The organism is Morganella sp. Je.2.23 (genome assembly GCF_051129855.1).
In the GTDB taxonomy this organism is placed as follows: domain Bacteria; phylum Pseudomonadota; class Gammaproteobacteria; order Enterobacterales; family Enterobacteriaceae; genus Morganella; species Morganella sibonii.
The window spans coordinates 183,058-204,550 of record NZ_JBCPSQ010000002.1; the positions used below are offsets into that span (position 1 = coordinate 183,058).

Annotated in this window: 19 protein-coding genes and 1 other RNA gene; 11 read left to right on the top strand and 9 right to left on the bottom strand. The window is 51.1% G+C overall.

The window, feature by feature from the left end:
- Positions 1-24: 24 nt before the first annotated feature.
- Both AAZR23_RS11340 and AAZR23_RS11345 read left to right on the top strand, forming a co-directional pair.
- Positions 25-357 (top strand): ComEA family DNA-binding protein, encoded by a 333-nt coding sequence (locus tag AAZR23_RS11340; protein WP_166708470.1) that lies wholly within the window; start codon positions 25-27, stop codon positions 355-357.
- 77 nt (positions 358-434) lie between these two features.
- Complete coding sequence (locus tag AAZR23_RS11345; RefSeq protein WP_166708469.1) at positions 435-845, top strand: acyl-CoA thioesterase; 411 nt, start codon at positions 435-437, stop codon at positions 843-845.
- 51 nt (positions 846-896) lie between these two features.
- On the opposite strand, the gene queC is transcribed toward AAZR23_RS11345, so the two are convergent.
- Together queC and AAZR23_RS11355 are read right to left on the bottom strand one after the other, a co-directional pair.
- A complete protein-coding gene (gene queC, locus AAZR23_RS11350; protein WP_046893171.1) occupies positions 897-1,595 on the bottom strand; it encodes a 7-cyano-7-deazaguanine synthase QueC in 699 nt (232 codons plus the stop codon).
- 46 nt (positions 1,596-1,641) lie between these two features.
- Positions 1,642-2,682, bottom strand: a complete 1,041-nt coding sequence (locus tag AAZR23_RS11355) for a PLP-dependent cysteine synthase family protein (protein ID WP_046893172.1) — start codon at positions 2,680-2,682, stop codon at positions 1,642-1,644.
- A 114-nt stretch (positions 2,683-2,796) separates the two neighbouring features.
- Here AAZR23_RS11355 and AAZR23_RS11360 point away from each other — a divergent pair, with 114 nt between their 5' ends.
- From AAZR23_RS11360 to amtB, 5 genes are all read left to right on the top strand, one after another.
- Complete coding sequence (locus AAZR23_RS11360) at positions 2,797-3,273, top strand: Lrp/AsnC family transcriptional regulator (protein ID WP_046893228.1); 477 nt, start codon at positions 2,797-2,799, stop codon at positions 3,271-3,273.
- A gap of 29 nt (positions 3,274-3,302) precedes the next feature.
- The gene (locus AAZR23_RS11365) at positions 3,303-5,042 is read left to right on the top strand and encodes a SmdA family multidrug ABC transporter permease/ATP-binding protein (protein ID WP_182105248.1); all 1,740 of its coding nucleotides are present in this window, start codon (positions 3,303-3,305) and stop codon (positions 5,040-5,042) included.
- The gene (locus AAZR23_RS11370; protein ID WP_434692662.1) at positions 5,035-6,831 is read left to right on the top strand and encodes a SmdB family multidrug efflux ABC transporter permease/ATP-binding protein; all 1,797 of its coding nucleotides are present in this window, start codon (positions 5,035-5,037) and stop codon (positions 6,829-6,831) included. Before AAZR23_RS11365 ends, AAZR23_RS11370 begins: the two co-directional genes overlap by 8 nt.
- A 201-nt stretch (positions 6,832-7,032) precedes the next feature.
- Positions 7,033-7,371 carry a P-II family nitrogen regulator gene (locus AAZR23_RS11375; RefSeq protein ID WP_218426587.1) on the top strand — a complete coding sequence of 113 codons (339 nt, stop codon included), beginning with the start codon at positions 7,033-7,035 and terminating at the stop codon, positions 7,369-7,371.
- 19 nt (positions 7,372-7,390) lie between these two features.
- Entirely contained in the window at positions 7,391-8,680 is a 1,290-nt protein-coding gene (gene amtB / locus AAZR23_RS11380; protein WP_166708465.1) for an ammonium transporter AmtB, read from the top strand.
- Positions 8,681-8,740: 60 nt separating this feature from the next.
- Here the strand turns inward: amtB and tesB are convergent, their stop codons facing one another.
- On the bottom strand, positions 8,741-9,604 hold the full coding sequence (gene tesB, locus AAZR23_RS11385) for an acyl-CoA thioesterase II (protein ID WP_166708464.1): 864 nt from the start codon (positions 9,602-9,604) through the stop codon (positions 8,741-8,743).
- A 224-nt stretch (positions 9,605-9,828) separates the two neighbouring features.
- Here tesB and ffs point away from each other — a divergent pair.
- Positions 9,829-9,925: signal recognition particle sRNA small type (ffs, locus tag AAZR23_RS11390), an RNA gene on the top strand.
- Positions 9,926-10,492: 567 nt separating this feature from the next.
- Here ffs and AAZR23_RS11395 read toward each other — a convergent pair.
- The 4 genes from AAZR23_RS11395 to AAZR23_RS11410 all read right to left on the bottom strand — a co-directional run bounded on the left by AAZR23_RS11395 (position 10,493) and on the right by AAZR23_RS11410 (position 16,064).
- On the bottom strand, positions 10,493-10,696 hold the full coding sequence (locus tag AAZR23_RS11395) for an HHA domain-containing protein (RefSeq protein WP_024474604.1): 204 nt from the start codon (positions 10,694-10,696) through the stop codon (positions 10,493-10,495).
- A gap of 62 nt (positions 10,697-10,758) precedes the next feature.
- Positions 10,759-11,118 carry an Hha toxicity modulator TomB gene (tomB, locus tag AAZR23_RS11400; protein WP_046893178.1) on the bottom strand — a complete coding sequence of 120 codons (360 nt, stop codon included), beginning with the start codon at positions 11,116-11,118 and terminating at the stop codon, positions 10,759-10,761.
- Positions 11,119-11,679: 561 nt separating this feature from the next.
- A complete protein-coding gene (locus tag AAZR23_RS11405; RefSeq protein WP_166708463.1) occupies positions 11,680-14,856 on the bottom strand; it encodes an efflux RND transporter permease subunit in 3,177 nt (1,058 codons plus the stop codon).
- Positions 14,857-14,870: 14 nt separating this feature from the next.
- On the bottom strand, positions 14,871-16,064 hold the full coding sequence (locus AAZR23_RS11410; protein WP_166708462.1) for an efflux RND transporter periplasmic adaptor subunit: 1,194 nt from the start codon (positions 16,062-16,064) through the stop codon (positions 14,871-14,873).
- A gap of 125 nt (positions 16,065-16,189) precedes the next feature.
- Here AAZR23_RS11410 and acrR point away from each other — a divergent pair, with 125 nt between their 5' ends.
- From acrR to mscK, 3 genes are read left to right on the top strand one after another with little or no spacing between them, the layout of a single operon-like run.
- On the top strand, positions 16,190-16,837 hold the full coding sequence (gene acrR / locus AAZR23_RS11415) for a multidrug efflux transporter transcriptional repressor AcrR (protein WP_046893181.1): 648 nt from the start codon (positions 16,190-16,192) through the stop codon (positions 16,835-16,837).
- Positions 16,838-16,874: 37 nt separating this feature from the next.
- A complete protein-coding gene (locus tag AAZR23_RS11420) occupies positions 16,875-17,228 on the top strand; it encodes a DsrE/DsrF/TusD sulfur relay family protein (protein WP_046893182.1) in 354 nt (117 codons plus the stop codon).
- A 54-nt stretch (positions 17,229-17,282) separates the two neighbouring features.
- Positions 17,283-20,699 (top strand): mechanosensitive channel MscK, encoded by a 3,417-nt coding sequence (gene mscK / locus AAZR23_RS11425; RefSeq protein ID WP_218428468.1) that lies wholly within the window; start codon positions 17,283-17,285, stop codon positions 20,697-20,699.
- Here mscK and rsmS read toward each other — a convergent pair.
- A complete protein-coding gene (gene rsmS, locus AAZR23_RS11430) occupies positions 20,687-20,851 on the bottom strand; it encodes a pleiotropic regulatory protein RsmS (protein ID WP_072161289.1) in 165 nt (54 codons plus the stop codon). The genes mscK and rsmS overlap by 13 nt on opposite strands.
- Positions 20,852-20,869: 18 nt before the next feature.
- Positions 20,870-21,415, bottom strand: a complete 546-nt coding sequence (priC, locus tag AAZR23_RS11435) for a primosomal replication protein PriC (RefSeq protein WP_046893183.1) — start codon at positions 21,413-21,415, stop codon at positions 20,870-20,872.
- Positions 21,416-21,493 lie beyond the last annotated feature (78 nt).

Sequence of the window (21,493 nt, forward strand, 5' to 3'; positions counted from 1 at the left end):
GCTAAACACAAAAGGAGAAATAGCATGAAAACAAAATGGACATCTGCATTATTATTAACATCAGCGCTGTTAACCGGCGGTTTTTTCAGTACCTCCTCTCTGGCTCAGGTGGCACAACCGGCGGAAAGTACGCAGGTTCAGCCGTCTGCTGCACAGGACACAAACCGTATCAGTATTAACACCGCCACAGCGGAAGAACTGGCACGGGAACTGAGCGGTATCGGGCCGAAAAAAGCACAGCGGATTGTGGAGTACCGCACGGAAAACGGACCATTTACTTCTGCGGAACAACTGAAAGATGTATATGGTATTGGTGAGCGCCTTTTTACGATGAACAGCGATAAGATAGCGTTGTAATATCAGCAGAAGCTGATTTCCCTTCCCCGGGCTGACGGGGAAGGGAATACCGGAAACAGAGTAAAGGGAGAAATATTATGAGCACCACAATTAAAGTGATTGGCTACCATATTGATGCCTTCGGACATGTGAATAATGCGCGTTACCTGGAGTTTCTGGAGGCTGCCCGCTGGGACTGGCTGGAAAGCTATGATGCATACCGCTGGTTTAAACAGATGGATATTGCTGTGGTGGTGGTGAATATCAATATTAACTACCGGTTACCGGTCTATGTGGGAGAGCGGCTGGTCATCGACAGTTATTTACAGCATGCCGGGCAGAAAAGCGGTGTTCTCAAACAGATCATTACCCGTCAGGAAGATAAGCAGGTTGTGGCGGATGCGGAAGTAACTTTTGTCTTTATTAATATGAAAACCGGTAAAGCGATCCCGATTGAAGGGGAAATCCGCGATAAATTTGAATTGCTGACAGGACCGAAAGAGAGCTGATGAGCCGAAGGACAGAAAAACGCCCGGCCGGTCACCGGGCGTAACAGGCGCTTATTGCAGGCCGGTGATTTTTTTCATGGCGGCCATAACAGCACTGCGATCAGCAAGGTAGTTGTCCAGCCCGTTGCGGCGCAGATGACAGGCGGCACACTCCCCGCAACCATCCCCCTGAATACCGTTATAGCAGGTGAGCGTCTCTGTGCGGACGGTGTCCAGTTGTCCGTAATAATCGGCCAGAGCCCAGGTCTGCGCTTTATCCAGCCACATCAGCGGGGTTTCAAAGCGGATATCGCGGGCCAGACCGGCGTTAACCGCTTTATTGAGGGCTTTGACAAATTCGTCACGGCAATCCGGGTAACCGGAAAAATCGGTTTCACATACACCGGTGATAATGGCTTCTGCATTGACCTGATACGCATAAATCGCTGTCAGGGTCAGAAACAGTATATTCCGTCCGGGAACAAAGGTATTCGGAATATCACTCTGTTCACTTTCGCAGAACCCCGGCACCGGGATGTTATCGCGGGTCAGGCTGCTGACCGCCAGTTCATTCAGCAGGGAAACATCCAGCACCTTATGCGCTGCCGCACCCAGTTTCAGGCTGAGTTTACGGGCGACATCTATTTCCTGACTATGGCGCTGTCCGTAATCAAACGTCACACAATGCACTTCATCATAGTTACGGAGCGCCTGAATCAGGCAGGTTGTGGAGTCCTGCCCGCCACTGAATACGACCACAGCACGTTTCATCGGTAAACCTCATTATAAAAAGATGAGGTTTATGGTAACGGCTGCATCACCATTTGGGTAGTGTTGCCTGTGCGTCAGTCAGATCACCGATATTTTCCGCTACCCATTCCGGATTGTAATAAGTGTCAGGATAACGTTCGCCGCTGTCACAGATCAGCGTGACAATGGAGCCGGTCTGTTTCTGTTCATGCATCTGTTTCGCCAGTTGCAGCGCACCCCAGACATTGGTGCCGGTGGAAGCGCCGGTACGGCGTCCGAGCAGTTTTTCCAGCCAGTACAGGGTGGCGATACTGCACTTATCACTGACTTTAAGCACATCATCAATCACACCGGGAATAAAGGACGGCTCTGCGCGCGGACGGCCGATACCCTCAATCTTACTGCCGGTATCGCAGCGCAGATGTGAGCATTTCTGATGGTAGCAGTCATGAAAAACGGAGTTTTCAGGATCAACAACAATCAGTTTTGTATCATGTCCCTGGTAGCGGATAAACCGGCCGAGGGTGGCTGATGTACCGCCGGTGCCCGCACTCATCACAATGTAACGCGGAACCGGATGGGCTTCCCGTGACATCTGGCGGTAAATGCTTTCGGCGATATTATTGTTGCCGCGCCAGTCAGTGGCACGTTCGGCATAGGTGAACTGATCCATATAGTGGCCGCCGGTTTCACGGGCCAGACGTTCGGATTCCGCATAGATCTGAGCGCTGCTGTCCACAAAGTGGCACTGTCCGCCGTAGAACTCAATCTGTTCAATTTTACGGCGCGCGGTGCAGCGCGGCATAACGGCAATAAACGGCAGGCCGAGCAGGCGGGCAAAGTAAGCTTCTGAGACAGCGGTGCTGCCTGATGATGCCTCAATGACCGGTGTGCCTTCGCGGATCCAGCCGTTACACAGGCCGTACAGGAAAAGCGAACGTGCCAGGCGGTGCTTCAGACTGCCTGTCGGGTGAGTACTTTCATCCTTGAGATATAATGAAACCCCCGGGTAAACGGGTAATTCCAGCGGGATCAGGTGGGTATCCGCACTGCGCTGATAATCGGCCTGAATGGCATTAATGGCGGATGTCGTCCATTGGGTTGTCATGTAGTATCTCCTCACGGTCTGTTGATGCATCTTAGCAATTCTGTGAGAGAAAAGGCTTTTTCTATTTTCTTTATCATGCATGATATGGAGAAATTTATTCTCTCTGGTGGCGATATGTTAGATAAAACAGACCGTAAATTGTTACAACTCTTGCAGGAAGATGCGTCATTATCACTGAACACACTGTCCGAAGCGGTAAATCTGACATCCACTCCCTGCTGGAAACGACTGAAGCGGCTGGAGGATGACGGTTACATCCGTAAACGCGTGGCGTTACTTGACCCGGAAAAACTCGGGCTGGGACTGACCGTGATTGTCATGATCAAGACACAACATCACAGCAGCGAGTGGTATACTCAGTTTGTGGAGTATGTGCAGCAGATGCCTGATGTGGTGGAGTTTTACCGTATGGCCGGGGAATTCGATTACATGCTGCAGGTCGAAGTGGTGGATATGAAATGCTTCGATCATTTTTACAAAAAACTGGTCAACGGTGTACCCGGTTTAATTGATGTGACTTCCAATTTCGCGATGGAGCGCATAAAGTACACCACCGCATTGCCGATTCCGGAGAAATGCAAAGCGGACTGATTATTAACCTGAGATGTTAACGGGATCCTGTGAGATTATTTGCCCAATTAAAATGGTATTTCCTCAGTGAATGGCGGCGCTATACCGGTGCGGTCACTTTTCTGATCATTATCGCGGTATTACAGATCCTGCCGCCGCGTTTTGTCGGCATTATTGTTGACGGCGTGACCAAAGAAACGATGACTACCCCGGCGCTGTGGGGCTGGGTCGGTGTGATGCTGCTTATTGCGCTGGTGATTTATATTCTGCGCTATATCTGGCGGGTCTGGTTATTCGGCGCATCCTATAAGCTGGCGGTGCGTCTGCGGCAGGATTTTTATCAGCAGTTCAGCCGCCAGTCCCCGGCGTTCTATCACCGTTACCGTACCGGTGATCTGATCGCGCGCAGTACCAACGATGTGGATAAAGTGGTGTTTGCCGCCGGAGAAGGTGTACTGACGCTGGTGGATTCGTTCGTCATGGGGCTCGTGGTGCTGCTGACGATGAGCATTGAGATCAGCTGGCAGCTGACACTGCTGTCCCTGCTGCCGATGCCGCTGATGGCACTGGCGATCAAACGTTACGGACAGCAGCTTCATCAGCGCTTTAAAACAGCACAGGGTGCATTCTCCTCACTGAATAATCACGCTCAGGAAAGCCTCAGCAGTATCCGGATGATAAAGGCGTTTGGCCTGGAAGATCACCAGTCTTCCCGGTTTGAATCTGTGGCGGCCGAAGCCGGACGCAAAAATATGCATGTGGCACAGGTGGATGCCCGCTTTGATCCGACCATCATCATGGCGATCGGGATGTCCAACCTGCTCGCGGTTGCCGGCGGCAGCTGGATGGTGGTGCAGGGTACACTGACACTCGGCGGGCTGACCAGTTTTATTATGTATCTCGGGCTGATGATCTGGCCGATGCTGGCGCTGGCCTGGATGTTTAATATTGTGGAGCGCGGCAGTGCGGCCTACAGCCGTATCCAGTCTCTTCTTGAAACACCGCCGGTACTGGCGGACGGTACTGATGCCCCGGCGCCCGGGCGCGGTGAGCTGTCAGTGGCGGTGGATGAATTTTGTTATCCGGAAAGCCGCCGGACGGTTCTGCATGATGTCCGTTTTACCCTGAAACCGGGTCAGTTGCTCGGGCTGTGCGGCCCGACGGGCTGCGGTAAATCCACACTGCTGGCACTGATCCAGCGTCATTACGATGTGACAGCAGGCAAAATTTGTTTTCAGGGTAAACCACTGCCTGAACTGACATTCTCCGGCTGGCATGCCCGGCTGGCTGTCGTGAATCAGACCCCGTTTCTGTTCTCCGATACGATTGCCAACAACATTGCGCTGGGACGGCCCGGGGCGACACAGGAAGAGATTGAACATGCTGCCCGGCTGGCCAGTGTACATGATGATATTGAGCGTCTGCCGCTCGGCTATGAGACTCAGGCCGGTGAGCGGGGCGTTATGTTGTCCGGCGGACAGAAACAGCGGATCTCCATTGCCCGCGCATTGCTGATGGATGCGGAAATCCTGATCCTCGATGATGCCCTTTCCGCGGTGGACGGGCAGACCGAACACCGGATACTGCAAAATCTGCGGCAGTGGGGCGAAGGACGCACGGTGATTATCAGTGCGCACCGGCTTTCCGCGCTGACAGAGGCAGACAATATTCTTGTTCTGCAACAAGGCGGTATCAGTGCTCAGGGGCGTCATCAGGAACTGATTAATCAGAACGGATGGTATCGCGAAATGTATCATTATCAGCAGTTAGAGGCCGCGCTCGATGAGTGAACAGATCCGCCCTGAAGCGGCAAAAAACCTGTGGCCGTCGCTGAAACGCCTGCTCGGATACGGCCGTAACTACCGCCGCCCGATGGCTGCTGCCATTGTGATGCTGTGGCTGACAGCCATTGCAGAAGTTGCCGCACCTGTTCTGGTCAGTTATTTCATTGATAATATGGTGGCGAAAAACCAGATTGTTCTGTCCGTGACACTATGGCTGGTGGCCGGGTTTATCGCTTTACAGATTGCCGCCTCGCTGCTGCACTATTTCCAACTGATCTACTTCAATCAGGCGGCTGTCGGCGTGGTACAGACACTGCGGGCCGATGTGATGGACGCCGCACTGCGTCAGCCGCTGAGCGCATTTGACACTCAGCCGGTCGGGCAACTGATCTCCCGTGTCACCAATGACACGGAAATGATCAAAGACTTGTTCGTGAACGTTCTGCCGACACTGTTCCGCAGTATCGCACTGATTGTGGTGATGCTGATCGCCATGTACTCCCTGGAGTGGCGGATGGCACTGGTGGCAACCGCGATGTTCCCGGCGGTAATGCTGGTGATGTGGATCTACCAGCGGCTGAGTACGCCGATTGTACGCCGGGTGCGCAGTTATCTGGCGGATATTAATGACGGTTTTCATGAAGTTATCAGCGGCATGACGGTTATTCAGCAGTTCCGCCAGCAGGCGCGTTTCGGTGAACGGATGTTTGCCGCCAACCGCCGTCATTATGAGGTCAGAATGGCGGCACTGCGGCTGGACGGTATTTTACTGCGTCCGCTGCTGAGCCTGTTTTCGGCGGCTATCCTCTGCGGCCTGATGTTGCTGTTCGGGGTTGAGGGTACAGGGATTATCGGCGTCGGGGTGCTGTACGCCTTTATTACCTACCTCGGGCGGCTGAATGAACCGCTGATCACACTGACATCCCAGCAGTCTGTTTTACAGCAGGCGGTGATCTCCGGGGAACGTGTTTTTGAGCTGATGGACAGCCCGCAGCAGCAGTACGGGGCAGATGATCAGCCGCTGACCTGCGGCAGTATCCGCGTATCACACCTGACATTTGCTTATCAGCCCGGAAAACCGGTACTGCGCGATATCAGTATGGATGTACCAGAGCACAGCTTTGTCGCCTTTGTCGGGCACACCGGCAGCGGGAAAAGCACACTGGCGAATCTGCTGATGGGCTATTACCCGTGGCAGGCCGGGGAAATCAGTCTCGGCGGGCGACCGCTGGAACAGTTTTCACATAAAGCACTGCGGCAGGGCATTGCAATGGTGCAGCAGGACCCGGTTATTATGGCCGCCTCCTTCCGCGACAATATCACTCTCGGACGGGATATTGATGATGAGCGTATCCGCCGAGTGCTGGACATGGTTCAACTGAGTGAGCATATTTCACAGCTTGAGCACGGGCTGGATACGGAACTGGGCGAGCAGGGTAACACGCTGTCTGACGGGCAGAAACAGTTGCTGGCAATGGCGCGGGTGCTGGTACAGACCCCGAAAATCCTGATCCTGGATGAAGCAACCGCCAATATTGACTCCGGTACTGAACAGGCCATTCAGAAAGCTCTGCAACTGATCCGTCGTGAAACCACGCTGGTGGTAATTGCACACCGTCTGTCCACCATTGTGGATGCCGATACCATTTATGTGCTTAACCGCGGCGAAATGGCGGAATCCGGCTCTCACCGGGCGCTGCTGGCAGAGAAAGGCCGCTATTACCAGATGTATCAGTTGCAGCAGGTCGGGGAATCACTGAATGCCCCGGAAGAGAGCGAAGCTCCTGCACTATAATTGTGAGATCGTTCACATAAACAGGTGCATGATGCTGTAAAAAAGTGCAATCCTCCCGTTAGCGGAAAAGGCGTCTGATGATTCAGACGCCTTTTTTATTTCTATCCTGTTGTTATTAAATAATTTAATTTTTATTTCATGCATTGGCATCACTTTTGCAATTTATCCACAGGACAACAACAACCTGAAGCGGAGCATGCGATGAAAATGATAATGGCCATCATCAAGCCTTTTAAACTTAATGACGTCAGAGATGCGCTGAACGAAGAAGGTATTCAGGGATTAACCGTACTGGAAGTACGGGGCGCGGGCAGACAAAAAGGACATACCGAACTGTACCGCGGGGAAGAGTACAGCACCGATTTCCTGCCGAAGACACAGATTAATATTGTTGTGGCTGATGATTGCCTTGATCGCATTGTTGATGCGATTTGCCGGTCAGCATACACAGGCAGTATCGGTGACGGAAAAATATTTGTTTCAGAAATTACTCAGGCGGTACGGATACGTACCGGTGAGCAAAATGATGATGCCATTTAAACCGCGCGGAGATACTCAGATGATGAAACGAAAAATAGTATTGCCTGTTGTGATATCTGCGGTACTGCCGGCATCGGCTTACAGCGCAACGGAAGGGATGGATCGCGCGGATAACGGGTTTATGCTGATCTGTGCGGCACTGGTCTATTTTATGACTCTGCCCGGTATCGCTCTGTTTTACGGCGGACTGGTACGGCGTGAGAATGTATTGTCAGTGATGACACAAGTCATCGTTAGTTTTGCTCTGGTGTTGCTGTTATGGATTTTCTATGGCTACAGTATGGCGTTTTCTGACGGAAACAGTGTGATCGGCGGGTTATCTCATGCATTTCTCAGCGGGATCACACCGGTCAGTAACAGCGGCAGCATCAGCCAGCTGACACACGTTATTTTTCAGGGATCTTTTGCGGCAATTACGGTTGCACTCATCACCGGAGCGCTGGCGGAGCGGATCAAATTTACTGCCTTTCTGTTATTTACGGTGATCTGGTTCTCCCTGGCGTATGTACCGATGGCGCATATGGTCTGGGGCGGCGGCTGGCTGGCGGAAGATGGTGCTCTGGATTTTGCCGGGGGAACCGTTGTGCATATCAACGCGGCAGTTGCCGGGTTAGTTGGTGCTTACATATTAGGACCGCGCCGGTTGCCGGGGAAAGCCGCCACCAAACCGCACAGCCTGCCGATGGTATTTACCGGTACCGCTATCCTCTATATCGGCTGGTTCGGGTTTAATGCCGGATCTGCCGGAAAACCGGATGGTATTGCGGCGCTGGCTTTTCTGAATACCGTGATTGCGGTGGCCGCAGGGGTGCTGGCATGGGTGATCGCAGAATGGTGTATGCGGGGTAAGCCCTCACTTCTTGGTGCGTGCTCCGGGTGTATCAGCGGTTTGGTCGGGATCACGCCTGCCGCAGGGACGGTGGGTGTTCCGGGAGCGGTTGTCATCGGACTGATCAGTGGTATTGCCGGTTACTGGGGCGTTACAGCCCTGAAGCGCCGGCTGAAAGCAGATGATGTCTGTGATGTTTTTGGCATTCACGGCGTCTGCGGTATCGCCGGATGTTTGCTGACCGGCATTTTCACGGCATCGGCACTCGGCGGCACAGGTTATGCGGAAGGCGTCACGATGTTGCATCAGTTATGGATACAGGCGGAGAGTATCCTGGTGACTGTGCTCTGGAGCGGAGTGATTACTTACATCGCATTCAAATGCGCGGCACTGACAACCGGCGTACGTTGTACAGAAGAGGATGAGATCAACGGGCTGGATATCAGCACGCACGGCGAACAGGCTTATAACCGTTCATAGCCGGAAAAAGTAAGCCCCCGCTCACTGGTGTGCAGCGGGGATTTTTTATTGCCGGGACGTTTAGATATCCCGTAAGCGCAGAACGCCTTCCTGGACTGTGGAGGCAACCAGCACACCAGCCTGATTATAGAAGTGACCACGAACAAATCCGCGCCCGCCGGATGCTGTCGGGCTTTCCACAGCATACAGCAGCCATTCATCCAGCCGGAACGGGCGGTGATACCACATGGAGTGATCAATCGTGGCAATCTGAATTTCCGGCTGCATAAAACCGTAGCCATGAGGCTGAAGCGCGGTCGGCAGGAAGTTATAGTCAGAGGCATAGCTGAGCAGATACTGATGCAGCGCCTGATCATCCGGCATTGCACCATTGGTTTTCAGCCAGGTATAACGTACCGGCGGACTTGCGGGATTCTGAAACGGGCTGTAAAACTGCACCGGGCGCCATTCAATGGCTTGTTCACGCAGAAACAGCGCCTGCATTTTCGGCGGCAGAGCAGCAGCAATTTTCCGGGCTATATCGGTTTCAGAAACAAGCCCGTCGGGGCCGGCCACGTCCGGCATGGCATTCTGATGCTCAAAACTGCTCTCTTCCCCCTGGAAAGAGGCGGTCATATAGAAAATCGGCTTTCCGTTCTGAATAGCGCTGACACGGCGGGCACTGAAACTTTTGCCGTCACGCAGATTTTCCACATCATAAATAATGGGTTTATGGCTGTCGCCCGGGCGCAGAAAATAGCTATGGAATGAATGAACGCGGCGATCAGCCGGAACGGTCTGTCCCGCTGCATACAGTGCCTGTCCGGCAACTTGTCCGCCAAAGACCTGCGGCAGGCCGAGATCTTCACTTTGCCCCCGGAATAACCCGTCTTCGAGTTTTTCCAGTGCCATCAGGTTTATCAGGTTTTCTAACGCCAGGCTCATAGTTACCCTTATTCATCTTTTCAGCAGGAACCGTCCATTCTAATCGCTGTCAGTGCAATTGAAAAATGATAAACCGCCGTTATGTGCGGTTCCCGGCCGGCAGGTGTGTATGGTTATGTCAGAGGTGTGTAAAATTACAGCGGTCAGTCCCGGTTGCCTTGCTATTTCAGTAATGATCCCGGATAATGGCACCGCCTCATTATTGAGGGTTCCTATGGGGGCTTTGTTGGTTCTCCCGCAACATGAACTTGTTAACTCGGTCAGGTCCGGAAGGAAGCAGCCATAGCAGGGGAATTGTGTGCCGGGATGTCGCTGGCAAGGCCCCCACCCATTTCTGCAGTACCTGCCGCTATTCTCCTGTTATTGATTCTGAATGCCTCTGTCTGCATCCGGTGGTTGTCTTCGTTATTCACCTGTTATTCATTCACCATTCATCCGGTGCATCATATTAATATATTCATAATTTGACATTATGCCTGACAGCACAAACCGGGACTTTCAGAGGGTCGCACCGGATTCAGGGATATAACAATATGAGTAAAATTTGTTTTATGTTCTCAGTGTAAAAGAGTGAGTTTCACATAAAAGCGCATGATTAGATAAAAATCCTATTTTTGATTTAACCCGTTATAGTAGTGAAAACTGAAAATAAAATTTTCGGTATACCCGGTGTTTAATAAATGCGTATCAGGATTTAATAATCTGGTGAGTGAAACAAACATAAAATATATACTTTTGTTATAAACAATATATATATCGTAATATAAGTAAGGAATAGCGGGATAAATAGCAGGCATGATCGAAAGCCAAAGTCAGTCAGCTGTGCCTTTGGCCCGTGATCACTAAAAATAAGACAATGCCTGAGAGAGGCGGTTACAGCAGACTGAATTAACGGACAAATTTCCAGACAGACGCCGGGATTTTGTCATACAGTTTATTCATGGTTAATTCGGCCAGACGATGATCGGCAGCTGAATAAAAAACCTCCAGCTCGTCATCAGTCAGTTCATATTTGTTCTTCTCAATGACACGTTCCAGTGTTTCGATCGAAGTGCACTTACGTAAGCGCATGAGATAGTCAAGTTTAGTCATCATATGTCATCTTCTTGCTGAGTTGTTAGTACGCAATATACTGATTTTAGTTCTGTATTCCGTTAGTGGACCAGATGCCCCTCGCTGGTCAGCATGCTGCTTACCAGTGATGCCATCTTCTTCCATTCCTCAACATCATTAAATGAAACTTCCATCTGACCAAACAGCGCGTAAGTTTCATCGATGTATTCATCGACAAATGAGATGAGATCCTTATTTTGTGTATGTTTTATCTTAAAACTCCAGGTCACGTCAGCAATGTAACCTAATAATTCGTTAAGTTTTAAGTTTGAATCTGAGGCTAAATCATTAACCCAAAAATTATTGCTTCTGATGAGAGTTTGTGTGCCTTCACGGCAAAGTTCATCACACAGATACTTCAGTACCGCAATATCGTAATTTCGTGGAGAATACTCGTCCATAATCACCTCCTGAATGTAGCCGGGAATGATAAGGCGCTGAAAAACGTTAAATTATAATTAACACATGAGTAAGTTATTACGCTATCGACGTCGGTATATTATATATATCAACCGCCTTTAATTATAAATAAAGGTAATGTAAGGTTCTGTTCAGCACAAGTGGATAATCAGATGCTGATTACATGTTAATCTGTTTCAGTTAGTGAACATAACGTTCCGGAAAAAGACGTGAATAAAAAGATCTGATTTAATCCTGTTTGTAATATAACACTATTTCAGCACTTGTCACTAGCCAAAATACAAAAAAAGTAAATTTAAATGCAGAGTAAATGCCTGAACGCACCGGGTATAATTACTCATCTTATTAAATTTATTGGTTTTTTGTGGAATAGCGCGGTGGGGAATCATTACGGGTTATGACAAAACCTTACATTTGCGGAATGTTATAATTTACTTTTATCTATTGTTTATTTAAGTTCTTCTTACTCAAATTTAAAAATATTTATCATGGCGTGAAAATAAAAAAGGTCACTAATGTGACCTTTTTATGTTTAAGCAGGATTAAAATCCGTCAGGACTATCGCTCTTCTGCGTTACCGCATGAGCATGCTCAATGTCTTCACTCTTCTTACTGAAGCGGCGGCGGATAACCACATAGAAGACCGGTACGAAGAAGATAGCCAGTGATGTCGCGGCGATCATACCACCGAACACCCCGGTACCTACGGCGTTCTGTGCACCGGAACCGGCACCGTTACTCAGGACTAACGGAATAACCCCGAGCATAAAGGCCAGCGATGTCATCAGAATAGGGCGCAGACGCATCTTAACGGCTTCCAGTGTTGCCTCAATCAGCCCTTTACCTTCTTTCTCCATCAGGTCTTTGGCGAATTCCACAATCAGGATGGCGTTCTTCGCCGACAGACCAATGGTGGTCAGCAGGCCGACCTTGAAGTACACGTCGTTGTCCAGCCCGCGTGCATGGGTCAGTAACAGTGCACCGATAACCCCGAGCGGAACCACCAGCATAACCGAGAACGGAACCGACCAGCTCTCATACAGGGCCGCCAGACAGAGGAAGACCACGATCAGAGAGATGGTATACAGTGCAGGCGCCTGGTTACCGGACAGTTTTTCCTGGTAAGACATACCTGTCCACTCAACACCAAAGCCCTGCGGCAGTTCTTTCGCCATGTTTTCCATCAGTGCCATCGCATCACCACTACTCTTGCCCGGTGCGGCGCTGCCCTGAATCTGCATAGCAGGAATACCGTTATAACGTTCAAGGCGCGGTGAACCGAAGGTCCACGGATCCTTTTTCGTATCGATAAAGGCAGAGAACGGTACCATCTGACCCTGGTTATTGCGGACATACTGCTCAGCAATATTTTTCGGCTGCATACGGAACGGTGCATCAGCCTGTACGTACACTTTCTTCACACGACCGCGGTCGATAAAGTCATTGACGTAGCTGCCGCCGAACATGGTGCTCAGCGCGGCGTTAATGGTCTTGATATCAACCCCTAATGCCTCGGCTTTCTGCTGATCAACATGGATATGATACTGAGAGGTATCTTCCATCCCGTTCGGGCGCACCTGCACCAGCATATCCGGATGCTCGCCTGCCATCTTCAGTAACTGATTACGGGCTGCGGTCAGTGCTTCGTGACCCTGGTTAGCGTTATCCATCAGTTCGAGGTCAAAACCGCTGGATGAACCCAGTTCCACAATCGGCGGAATGTTTACCGCGAAAATCGAGGCTGACGAATTGGTAAAGAAGTGCTGGTTGGCGCGTGCAACAACCGCTTCCACCTTATCTTCTTTTGCTTTACGTTCGTCCCAGTTTTTCAGAACAATAAACGCCAGACCCATGTTCTGTCCCTGACCCGCGAAGCCGAAGCCGTTAACGGTAAAGACAGATTCAACGACTTTTTTCTCATCTTCCAGATAGTACTTACTGACACCATCAAGAACAGTCTGAGTTTGTTCCTGCGTCGAACCCGGTGGTAACTGAACCATCGAGAGCAGTACGCCCTGATCTTCTTCCGGTAAGAAAGAAGTCGGCAGACGGGTGAACATCACGATCATACCCGCGACCAGCAGCACATAGATCAGCAGGTAACGTCCGGTGCCGCGCAGCATACGGCCGACACTGTCAGTGTAGTGGTGGGTCTGTTTCTCAAACACACGGTTAAACCAGCCGAAGAAACCGGTCTGACTGCCGTGGCTGCCTTTGGCAACCGGCTTGAGCATGGTGGCACACAGTGCCGGTGTCAGGATCAGCGCCACGAAGACTGACAATATCATCGCGGAAACAATGGTAATGGAGAACTGACGGTAAATTGCCCCGGTTGACCCGCCGAAGAAGGCCATCGGAATAAATACCGCTGATAACACCATGGCAATACCGACCAGAGCACTCTGGATCTGACCCATCGACACTTTTGTGGCTTCTTTCGGCGGCAGGCCGGTTTCCTGCATGACACGCTCGACGTTTTCCACCACCACGATGGCGTCATCCACCAGAAGACCGATTGCCAGCACCATCGCGAACATCGTCAGGGTATTTATCGAATACCCGAATGCGGCAAGGGTGGCAAAGGTCCCCAGCAGTACCACCGGTACGGCGATAGTCGGGATCAGTGTCGCACGGAAGTTTTGCAGGAACAGATACATCACCACGAACACCAGCATGATTGCTTCAACCAGTGTTTTCACCACTTCGAAAATGGAGATTTTAACGAATGGTGTTGTATCGTACGGGTAAACAACTTCCAGGCCGTCAGGGAAAAACTCTGACATTTCTGTCAGTTTATCGCGAACCGCTTTGGCGGTATCCAGGGCGTTAGCACCGGTTGCCAGCTTGATACCGATACCGGCTGCCGGTTTCCCGTTATAACGCGCGATAATCCCGTAGTTCTCGGCACCGAGTTCCACGTAAGCAACATCTTTCAGGCGGACAACCGAACCGTCAGTATTAACCCGCAGCATGATTTCCTGAAACTGCTCAGGCGTGTTCAGACGGGTCTGCGCAATAATAGAGGTATTCAGACGCTGGTTTGGTACCGGCGGTGTTCCCCCCAGCTGACCGGCGGCAACCTGGTTATTCTGCACCTGAATCGCATTGATGATATCAATGGTGCTCAGGTTATATTTCACCAGTTTGTCCGGATCGAGCCAGATACGCATGGCATACTGAGTACCGAAGAGCTGGGTTTCACCAACCCCGGTCACACGGCTGATCGGGTCTTTGACGTTAGAGCCGACGTAGTCCGCGATATCGTTCTGGGACATGGTACCGTCCTCAGACACGAAACCGGCCACCAGCAGGAAGGAACTGGTGGATTTTTCAACGGTAATACCCTGCTGCTGAACTTCCTGAGGAAGCAGCGGCATTGCCAGCTGGAGTTTGTTCTGAACCTGAACCTGGGCAATATCCGGGTTGGCGTCAGCTTCAAAGGTCAGCGAGATATTCATACTACCCGCTGAGTCACTGGTTGAAGACATGTACACCATCTTGTCGATACCGTTCATGTTCTGTTCGATAACCTGAGTTACCGTATTCTGAACTGTCTCGGCATCCGCACCCGGATAGTTTGCGGAAATTGAAATGGTCGGCGGCGCAACAGTCGGATACTGTGCCACAGGCAATTTCATGATCGCCAACAGACCTGCAAGCATGGTAATAATTGCGATTACCCATGCAAATATCGGTCTTTCAATAAAAAACTTTGGCATGAATCACTGACTCCTTATTGGGACTTCTGAGCAGATTCAGTATTTTTCGGCGCAGCCGCCGGCTGTGCATTTAAATCTGCTTCTGTTGCCTTAACGGCAGCACCCGCTTTGATTTTCTGGAAGCCTTCAACCACCACGCGCTCCCCGTCGTTCACACCGGAGGTAATCAGCCATTTGTTACCGTAAGACTGACCGACAGTGACCGGACGGACTTCGATTTCATTTTTGGCGTTGACCACGTTAACCACTGCGCCGCCTTTGGCCGTACGGATAACCCCTTCCTGCGGAACCAGGATTGCGTCAGGACGGACACCTTCATCCACACGGGCGCGGACAAACATTCCCGGCAGCAGGGATTCCTGCGGGTTCGGGAACACGGCACGCATAGTGATAGAGCCGGTGGTTTCATCGACAGTCACGTCGGAGAATTCCAGATAACCTTTATGGGTATAATCTTTGTTTTCAGCCGTCACCAGGCTGACAGCAACTTTACCCTGTTCTTTATCCACGGCGCCGCTGGCGATTTCTTGTTTCAGACGCAGGTAATCATCACTGGACTGGGTTACATCCACATAGATAGGGTCAATCTGCTGAACCAGTGTCAGCGGCTGGGTCTGACCCGTTGCCACTAATGCACCTTCAGTCACGTTTGATTTACCGGACAGACCGGCAATCGGGGAGGTGACTTTGGTGTAGTTCAGGTTGATTTGCGCAGTCTGAACAGCAGCCTGTGCAGCCTGAACCGCAGCCTGAGCCTGTGCATGCGTGGAGACCGCCTCATCATAATCCTGGCGGCTGATATAGTTTGTTCCCAGCAACGGTTTATAGCGGTTCACTGTCAGGCGGGCCAGCTCGGCGTTCGCTTTGGCTTTTGCCAGTTCAGCCTGTGCGCTGTTCAGCGTAGCCTGAAAAGGAGCCGGATCGATTTGATAGAGCGATTCGCCTTCTTTGACGTCACTTCCTTCTTTGTAGTTGCGTTTTAAAATAATGCCGCCGACCTGAGGGCGCACTTCCGCGATGCGGTATGCAGAAGTTCGTCCCGGCAGTTCCGTGCTCACTGTCAGTGGTGCAGCTTTCAGTGTAACGACTTTAACGTCCGGCGGTGGCATTTCGCCCCCTTGCTTCTGCTCTTCACCACATCCGGACAGCAGAAAGCTCCCGGACAGAACGAGCATAGCCAGAGGTAGAACGCCTCTGTTTTTTCGCATAGTAAACCTCTATAAAATGTCGATTTTTAACCGGTAAATATGGTTGATTAACTAATAAATCAGCGTGCTATAATACAAACATACACGAATGTATGTAAATTAACTTCAGATGACACAGGCCTTACATGGCACGAAAAACTAAACAGCAGGCCGGAGAAACCCGCCGGCAGATTATTGAGGCCGCATTAACCGCTTTCAGTGAGCGGGGCGTATCTGCGACGTCATTAGTGGATATTGCTAAGCAAGCAGGTGTGACCCGTGGTGCGATCTATTGGCACTTCAAAAATAAAGTTGATCTGTTTACTGAAGTCTGTTCGATAACCGATACAAAAATTGGCGTTATTGAACAAGAGTATCGGGCAAAATACCCGGATAATCCACTTTTAGTGTTTAAGAAAATATTAATTTACATTCTGACCTCAGTGGTATCCGATCCCAAAATGCGGGCTATTCTGAGTATTTCATTTCATAAATGTGAATTTACCGGTGAAATGAGCGAATTAATTACCATCAGACAAAATTTATATGCTGCGGAATACTCAAGAATTGAATCTTTCCTGATCGAAAGTGTGACACTGGGACTGCTGCCGTCAACCCTCGACCTGCGCCGTGCGGCAATCATGCTGCGCGGGATGGTAACCGGACTGTTAGAAAACTGGCTCTTTTCCAGTGAGAGTTTTAATATTGACGGACAGGCGGAATATTTGGTTGACGGTTATCTGGATATGTTAATGCTCAGTAAAAATATGCAGCTGACGCCGGCAGACGCCTGATTTACATTTTATTATATTAACCTTAAGGATATCATGTATGAAGCCTGTATTAATTATTGCCAATGGCGCTGCATATGGCAGTGAATCTTTATTTAATGCACTGCGTCTGGCGATTGCAATTAAAGAGCAGGACAGTCAGGTGCCGATGAATGTTTTTCTGATGTCAGATGCGGTGGTAGCCGGATTACGCGGTCAGCAGCCGAAAGAGGGTTATAACCTGAAACAGATGCTGGAGATCCTGCTGGCACAGAAAACAGCCATTAAACTGTGCAAAACCTGCACCGATGCCCGCGGTATCTCTGAACTTCCGCTGGTGGACGGGGTGGAAATAGGCACACTGGCCGAACTGGCGCAGTGGTCCCTTGATGCTGAAAAAATCATTACTTTTTAATCAGATAGTCTGAAACGGACAGCCGGGGAAGGGCAGATACAAGTGGATATTATGATGAAGCAAGTCAGCCGTGTCCCGGCTTCCGGTCTGCTGAGACGGATTTTTCTCCGTCTTTTTACCTGTTTTTTCTTTCTGTTGCCGGTGCTGATTCAGAACAGTGCGGCGGCGGCCGTTCAGGAGATTCCTGACCGTAACACAATCCAGACTGAACTGAATGCCCTGAATAACCGTAAAGAACAGACGGCTGCGGATAAATTGTCCGTGCAGGATCTGGAGCGGGCGCTGGTATTTTATGACAATCTGGATACCCTCAAAGAAAAATCACAGGAACTGAAAAAGCGGGTGGATGAAGCCCCGCGTCTGTCAGAACAGGTCACACAAAAATTAACACAGATTAAATCATTAACGGATGAAGGTCTGGCTGATTACCGCGCCTCTGTTGAGCGTCTGCCGCTTTCACAGCTGGAACTGAAACTAAACAACACCCTTGAAGCGTTGCAGACCGCACAAAATAACCTCTCTTCTTATAACAGTGATCTGATTGCTCTCCAGACCCAGCCGGAGCGCGCGCAGAATATCATGTATGCCAATGTGCAGCGTTTACAGCAAATCCGTGTTGAACTGAATGACTCTATGGCGGCTCAGAAAGTACTGAGGCCGACTGAAATCGAGTCTCTTCAGGTGGAGCAGTATTACTTACAGCAGCAGATTGATTATCAGAAGCGTGCATTGCAGTCGAATACGCAATTACAGAATCTGCTTCAGGTGCAGCGTGATTATGTGGGTGAACACATCAAACAGCTGGAAAGCTATATCGATGTGATTCAGGAAACGGTCAGCAGCAAACGGCTGGATTATTCGGAAGAGGCGGCAAAAGAAGCACAGAGCTCGGATGATACCCAGCGCAATATGCGGGATGATCCGCTGGTGCTGCGTGAAATTGCCCTGAACCATGAATTAAGTGAAAAACTGGTCGCCGCCACCCGTGACAATAACCAGCTGGTGCAGCGTACCATCAAAGTCCGCAGTATTCTTGACCGCGCACTGCAATCCGAGCGCAACCTCAAAGAGCAGATCACCGTGCTGCGCGGCAGCCTGCTGCTCTCCCGTATCCTGTTTAAAGAGCAGATCGATTTGCCGCCGGATCTGCTGATTAAGGATTTACCGGACAGAATCGCCGACATGCGTCTGGAACAGTTTGAAATCAACCAGCAGCGTGACAAGCTCTATCAGCCGGACAGTTTTGTCAGCACCCTGATTGATGAATATGCCAAAACGCATGATATGCCGGAAACGGAAGCAGAGCTGCGGGCACAGAAGCATGCGCTGGTACAGGTGGTGTCTGTCCGTCAGGATCTGCTGGATCAGCTGAACACCCAGATGGGTAATCAGATTTCCCAGGCGATTAACCTGCAACTGGATCAGACTCAGCTCGTGACGGTGGTCGCCTCACTGGAGAAAACCCTCGCGCAGCAGATTTTCTGGGTCAACAGTAACAAACCGGTCAACCTGGCCTGGTTTCAGTCCTTCCCGGGTGCGGTTAAACAGGAACTGACGTCACTGGATCTGAACTGGTCGCTGCAAAGTCTGATCAACGGCTTTGTCGATTCCCTCTTTATTACCGTTCCGCTGCTGATTATTGCGCTGCTGCTGCGTTTCGGTACCAAGAATATAGATACCAAACTGGCTGAAATTAATACCAATGTCGGGCGTCTGAAAAAAGACCGTCAGATCTACACCCCGATGGCGCTGGGGCTGATGCTGATCAAAACCCTGCCTTCCTCGCTGTTTGTGATTGCTTTCGGGTATTTCTGTCTGAAAACCGGCAGCGCGGATTCCGCGCTGATGTGGACTATCTCCCGCCAGCTGGCACTCTTCTGGGTGCTGTTTGAGTGGAGTTACCGGATTATGAAACCGGAAGGGATCGCCGTCACGCACTTCGGTATTGATCCGGAAATCTGCCGGACCGGCCGCCGCAGACTGCTGCGCCTGGCTCTGCCTCTGCTGCCGATTATGCTGTGGGCGGCTTACGGTATGGAATACCCGCTGCGTCTGGTGGACGATGTGATAGGACAGCTGGTGGTGCCGGTGGCACTGGTATTTGTCTTTATCTTCACACTGCCGTTCTGCATTGAGATCTGGCGCGAAAAGGGCTCTCACCTGGTGCGGGCTGTCCTGCTGACCTTGCTGACGTTCTCCCCTCTGGTGCTGGTGGTGCTGGTCGGGCTGGGGTATTACTACACCGCACTGCGCCTGAGCAGCCGCTGGATAGACAGCCTCTATCTGCTGCTGCTGTGGTATATCGTGTATCACTCCAGTTTGCGCGGCCTGGCACTGGCGGCACGGCGTCTGACCTATCAGCGTGCGCTGGCCCGCCGTCAGAAACAGCAGATCCAGCTTAAAGAACAGCATGACGGGGATGATGTCCCGGATATGATTGTGGAAGAGCCGCCGATGTCGATGGAGCTGATTAACCAGCAGTCGCTGCGCCTGACATCCATGGTGCTGTTTATTGTCTTTGCCGCCGCATTCTACGGAATATGGTCTGATTTTATTACTATTTTCTCTTTCTTCGACAGTATCACACTGTGGCATTACAACGTGGATACCACGCTGGGGAATGTGGTGGAAGCGGTCACGCTCGGCGATCTGATTCTGTCGGTGCTGATTGTGGTGGTGTCCTGGATAATGATGCGCAACCTGCCCGGTTTACTGGAAGTTCTTGTGCTTTCGCGGCTCTCGCTGCGTCAGGGAACGTCGTATGCCATCACCACTATTCTGACGTACCTGATTGTCGGGATCGGAACCATTGCCGCATTCGGGACTCTCGGGGTGTCGTGGGGTAAATTACAGTGGCTGGCGGCAGCCCTGACCTTCGGCCTCAGCTTCGGGTTACAGGAGATCTTCGCCAACTTTGTCTCAGGTATCATTATTCTGTTCGAACGCCCGATCCGTATCGGCGATACTGTCACTATCGGCACCTTCTCCGGGACAGTTAACAAGATCCGCATCCGAGCAACCACGGTAATTGATTTTGACCGCAAAGAGGTCATTATCCCGAACAAAGCCTTTATGACCGAGCGCCTGACCAACTGGTCGCTCTCCGATACGGTAACGCGGATTGTGATTAATGTCGGGGTGGCTTACGGTTCAGATCTGGCGAAAGTGAAAGAGGTTCTGCTGAAAGCGGCCACAGATAACCCGAAAGTGATGACAGATCCGGCGCCGGGCGTGTATTTCACCGAGTTTGGTGCCAGCAGCCTTGATCACCAGCTGCGTTTCTATGTGCGCACCATCGGCGACCGCAGTGCCACTACGGATGAAGTGAACCGTGCTATTGACCGGATGGCGCGTGAAAACGATATCAATATCGCCTTCAACCAGCTGGAAGTGTATCTCCACGATCAGAACAGCGGCAAAGAAGTGCAGGTACAGGGAAAAGAGAAGGATGACGGCGCTCAGCCGGCCTGATCACCGTCAGTATCGCGCAGTTTGTTTTCATAATCGCGGCGGACAATCTGTAACGCCGCGAGCACGGTTTCGGCCGGGATACGGTTCTCTTCCAGCAGGCAGATAAGATCGACCGCCAGTTTTACCTCATCGGGGGCATTTTCAAGACTCATGGGATATCCGCTGTCTGATTAAAATTCGGTGCCGTCGTGGCGTTCAATCTGCCGTTCAATGCGCTGTAAAGCCTGACGGCAGCGGACAAGGCGTCCGGCCAGCGCCGCCAGTTCTTTCTGGATTTTTTGTTGTTCGGCAAAGGTCTGTGCGCGGCCGAGAGCCAGTTCGCGGTCATCGGTCATTTGTGCCAGGCGGCGTTCATAATCCTGATGTTGTGCCAGGCGCTGATACAGATCCACCTGACTGTCCCGTTTCACATAGCCCTGCTCTTTCTGCCGCAGTGACTGTGTGGCGGCCTCGCGGTTCAGTGCCGCAATCTGGGCGACAATTTTTTCGGCCAGGAAGCGTACCTGTTCCGCCCGGTTCTCATCCGCGCACTGCTCAAGCTGGTCAGTATGGTGCAGTAATTCATCCATACAGAGGCGAAGGGTTTTATTACGGGCGGCGAACAGGGTATCATCGAAGCGGCGCTGGCTCAGTTCCCGGTCCGCTATCGGTGCAATCTGTGTTTCCAGTACGCTGATTTTCTGCCGCAGCGCCTGTAACAATTGTCTGGTGTTCATTATCCGCCTCAGTGAAATGTGCCCGGGATCGTTGTTGAAGATCATAGTTACAGGAGCATTTTTTAGTCTGTTTGATAT

Coding starts and splice junctions, on each gene's coding strand:
- AAZR23_RS11340 (WP_166708470.1), top strand. CDS start 25: ATGAAAACAAAATGGACATCTGCATTATTATTAACATCAGCGCTGTTA.
- AAZR23_RS11345 (WP_166708469.1), top strand. CDS start 435: ATGAGCACCACAATTAAAGTGATTGGCTACCATATTGATGCCTTCGGA.
- queC (WP_046893171.1), bottom strand. CDS start 1,595: ATGAAACGTGCTGTGGTCGTATTCAGTGGCGGGCAGGACTCCACAACC.
- AAZR23_RS11355 (WP_046893172.1), bottom strand. CDS start 2,682: ATGACAACCCAATGGACGACATCCGCCATTAATGCCATTCAGGCCGAT.
- AAZR23_RS11360 (WP_046893228.1), top strand. CDS start 2,797: ATGTTAGATAAAACAGACCGTAAATTGTTACAACTCTTGCAGGAAGAT.
- AAZR23_RS11370 (WP_434692662.1), top strand. CDS start 5,035: ATGAGTGAACAGATCCGCCCTGAAGCGGCAAAAAACCTGTGGCCGTCG.
- AAZR23_RS11375 (WP_218426587.1), top strand. CDS start 7,033: ATGAAAATGATAATGGCCATCATCAAGCCTTTTAAACTTAATGACGTC.
- amtB (WP_166708465.1), top strand. CDS start 7,391: ATGATGAAACGAAAAATAGTATTGCCTGTTGTGATATCTGCGGTACTG.
- tesB (WP_166708464.1), bottom strand. CDS start 9,604: ATGAGCCTGGCGTTAGAAAACCTGATAAACCTGATGGCACTGGAAAAA.
- AAZR23_RS11395 (WP_024474604.1), bottom strand. CDS start 10,696: ATGACTAAACTTGACTATCTCATGCGCTTACGTAAGTGCACTTCGATC.
- tomB (WP_046893178.1), bottom strand. CDS start 11,118: ATGGACGAGTATTCTCCACGAAATTACGATATTGCGGTACTGAAGTAT.
- AAZR23_RS11405 (WP_166708463.1), bottom strand. CDS start 14,856: ATGCCAAAGTTTTTTATTGAAAGACCGATATTTGCATGGGTAATCGCA.
- AAZR23_RS11410 (WP_166708462.1), bottom strand. CDS start 16,064: ATGCGAAAAAACAGAGGCGTTCTACCTCTGGCTATGCTCGTTCTGTCC.
- acrR (WP_046893181.1), top strand. CDS start 16,190: ATGGCACGAAAAACTAAACAGCAGGCCGGAGAAACCCGCCGGCAGATT.
- AAZR23_RS11420 (WP_046893182.1), top strand. CDS start 16,875: ATGAAGCCTGTATTAATTATTGCCAATGGCGCTGCATATGGCAGTGAA.
- mscK (WP_218428468.1), top strand. CDS start 17,283: ATGAAGCAAGTCAGCCGTGTCCCGGCTTCCGGTCTGCTGAGACGGATT.
- rsmS (WP_072161289.1), bottom strand. CDS start 20,851: ATGAGTCTTGAAAATGCCCCCGATGAGGTAAAACTGGCGGTCGATCTT.
- priC (WP_046893183.1), bottom strand. CDS start 21,415: ATGAACACCAGACAATTGTTACAGGCGCTGCGGCAGAAAATCAGCGTA.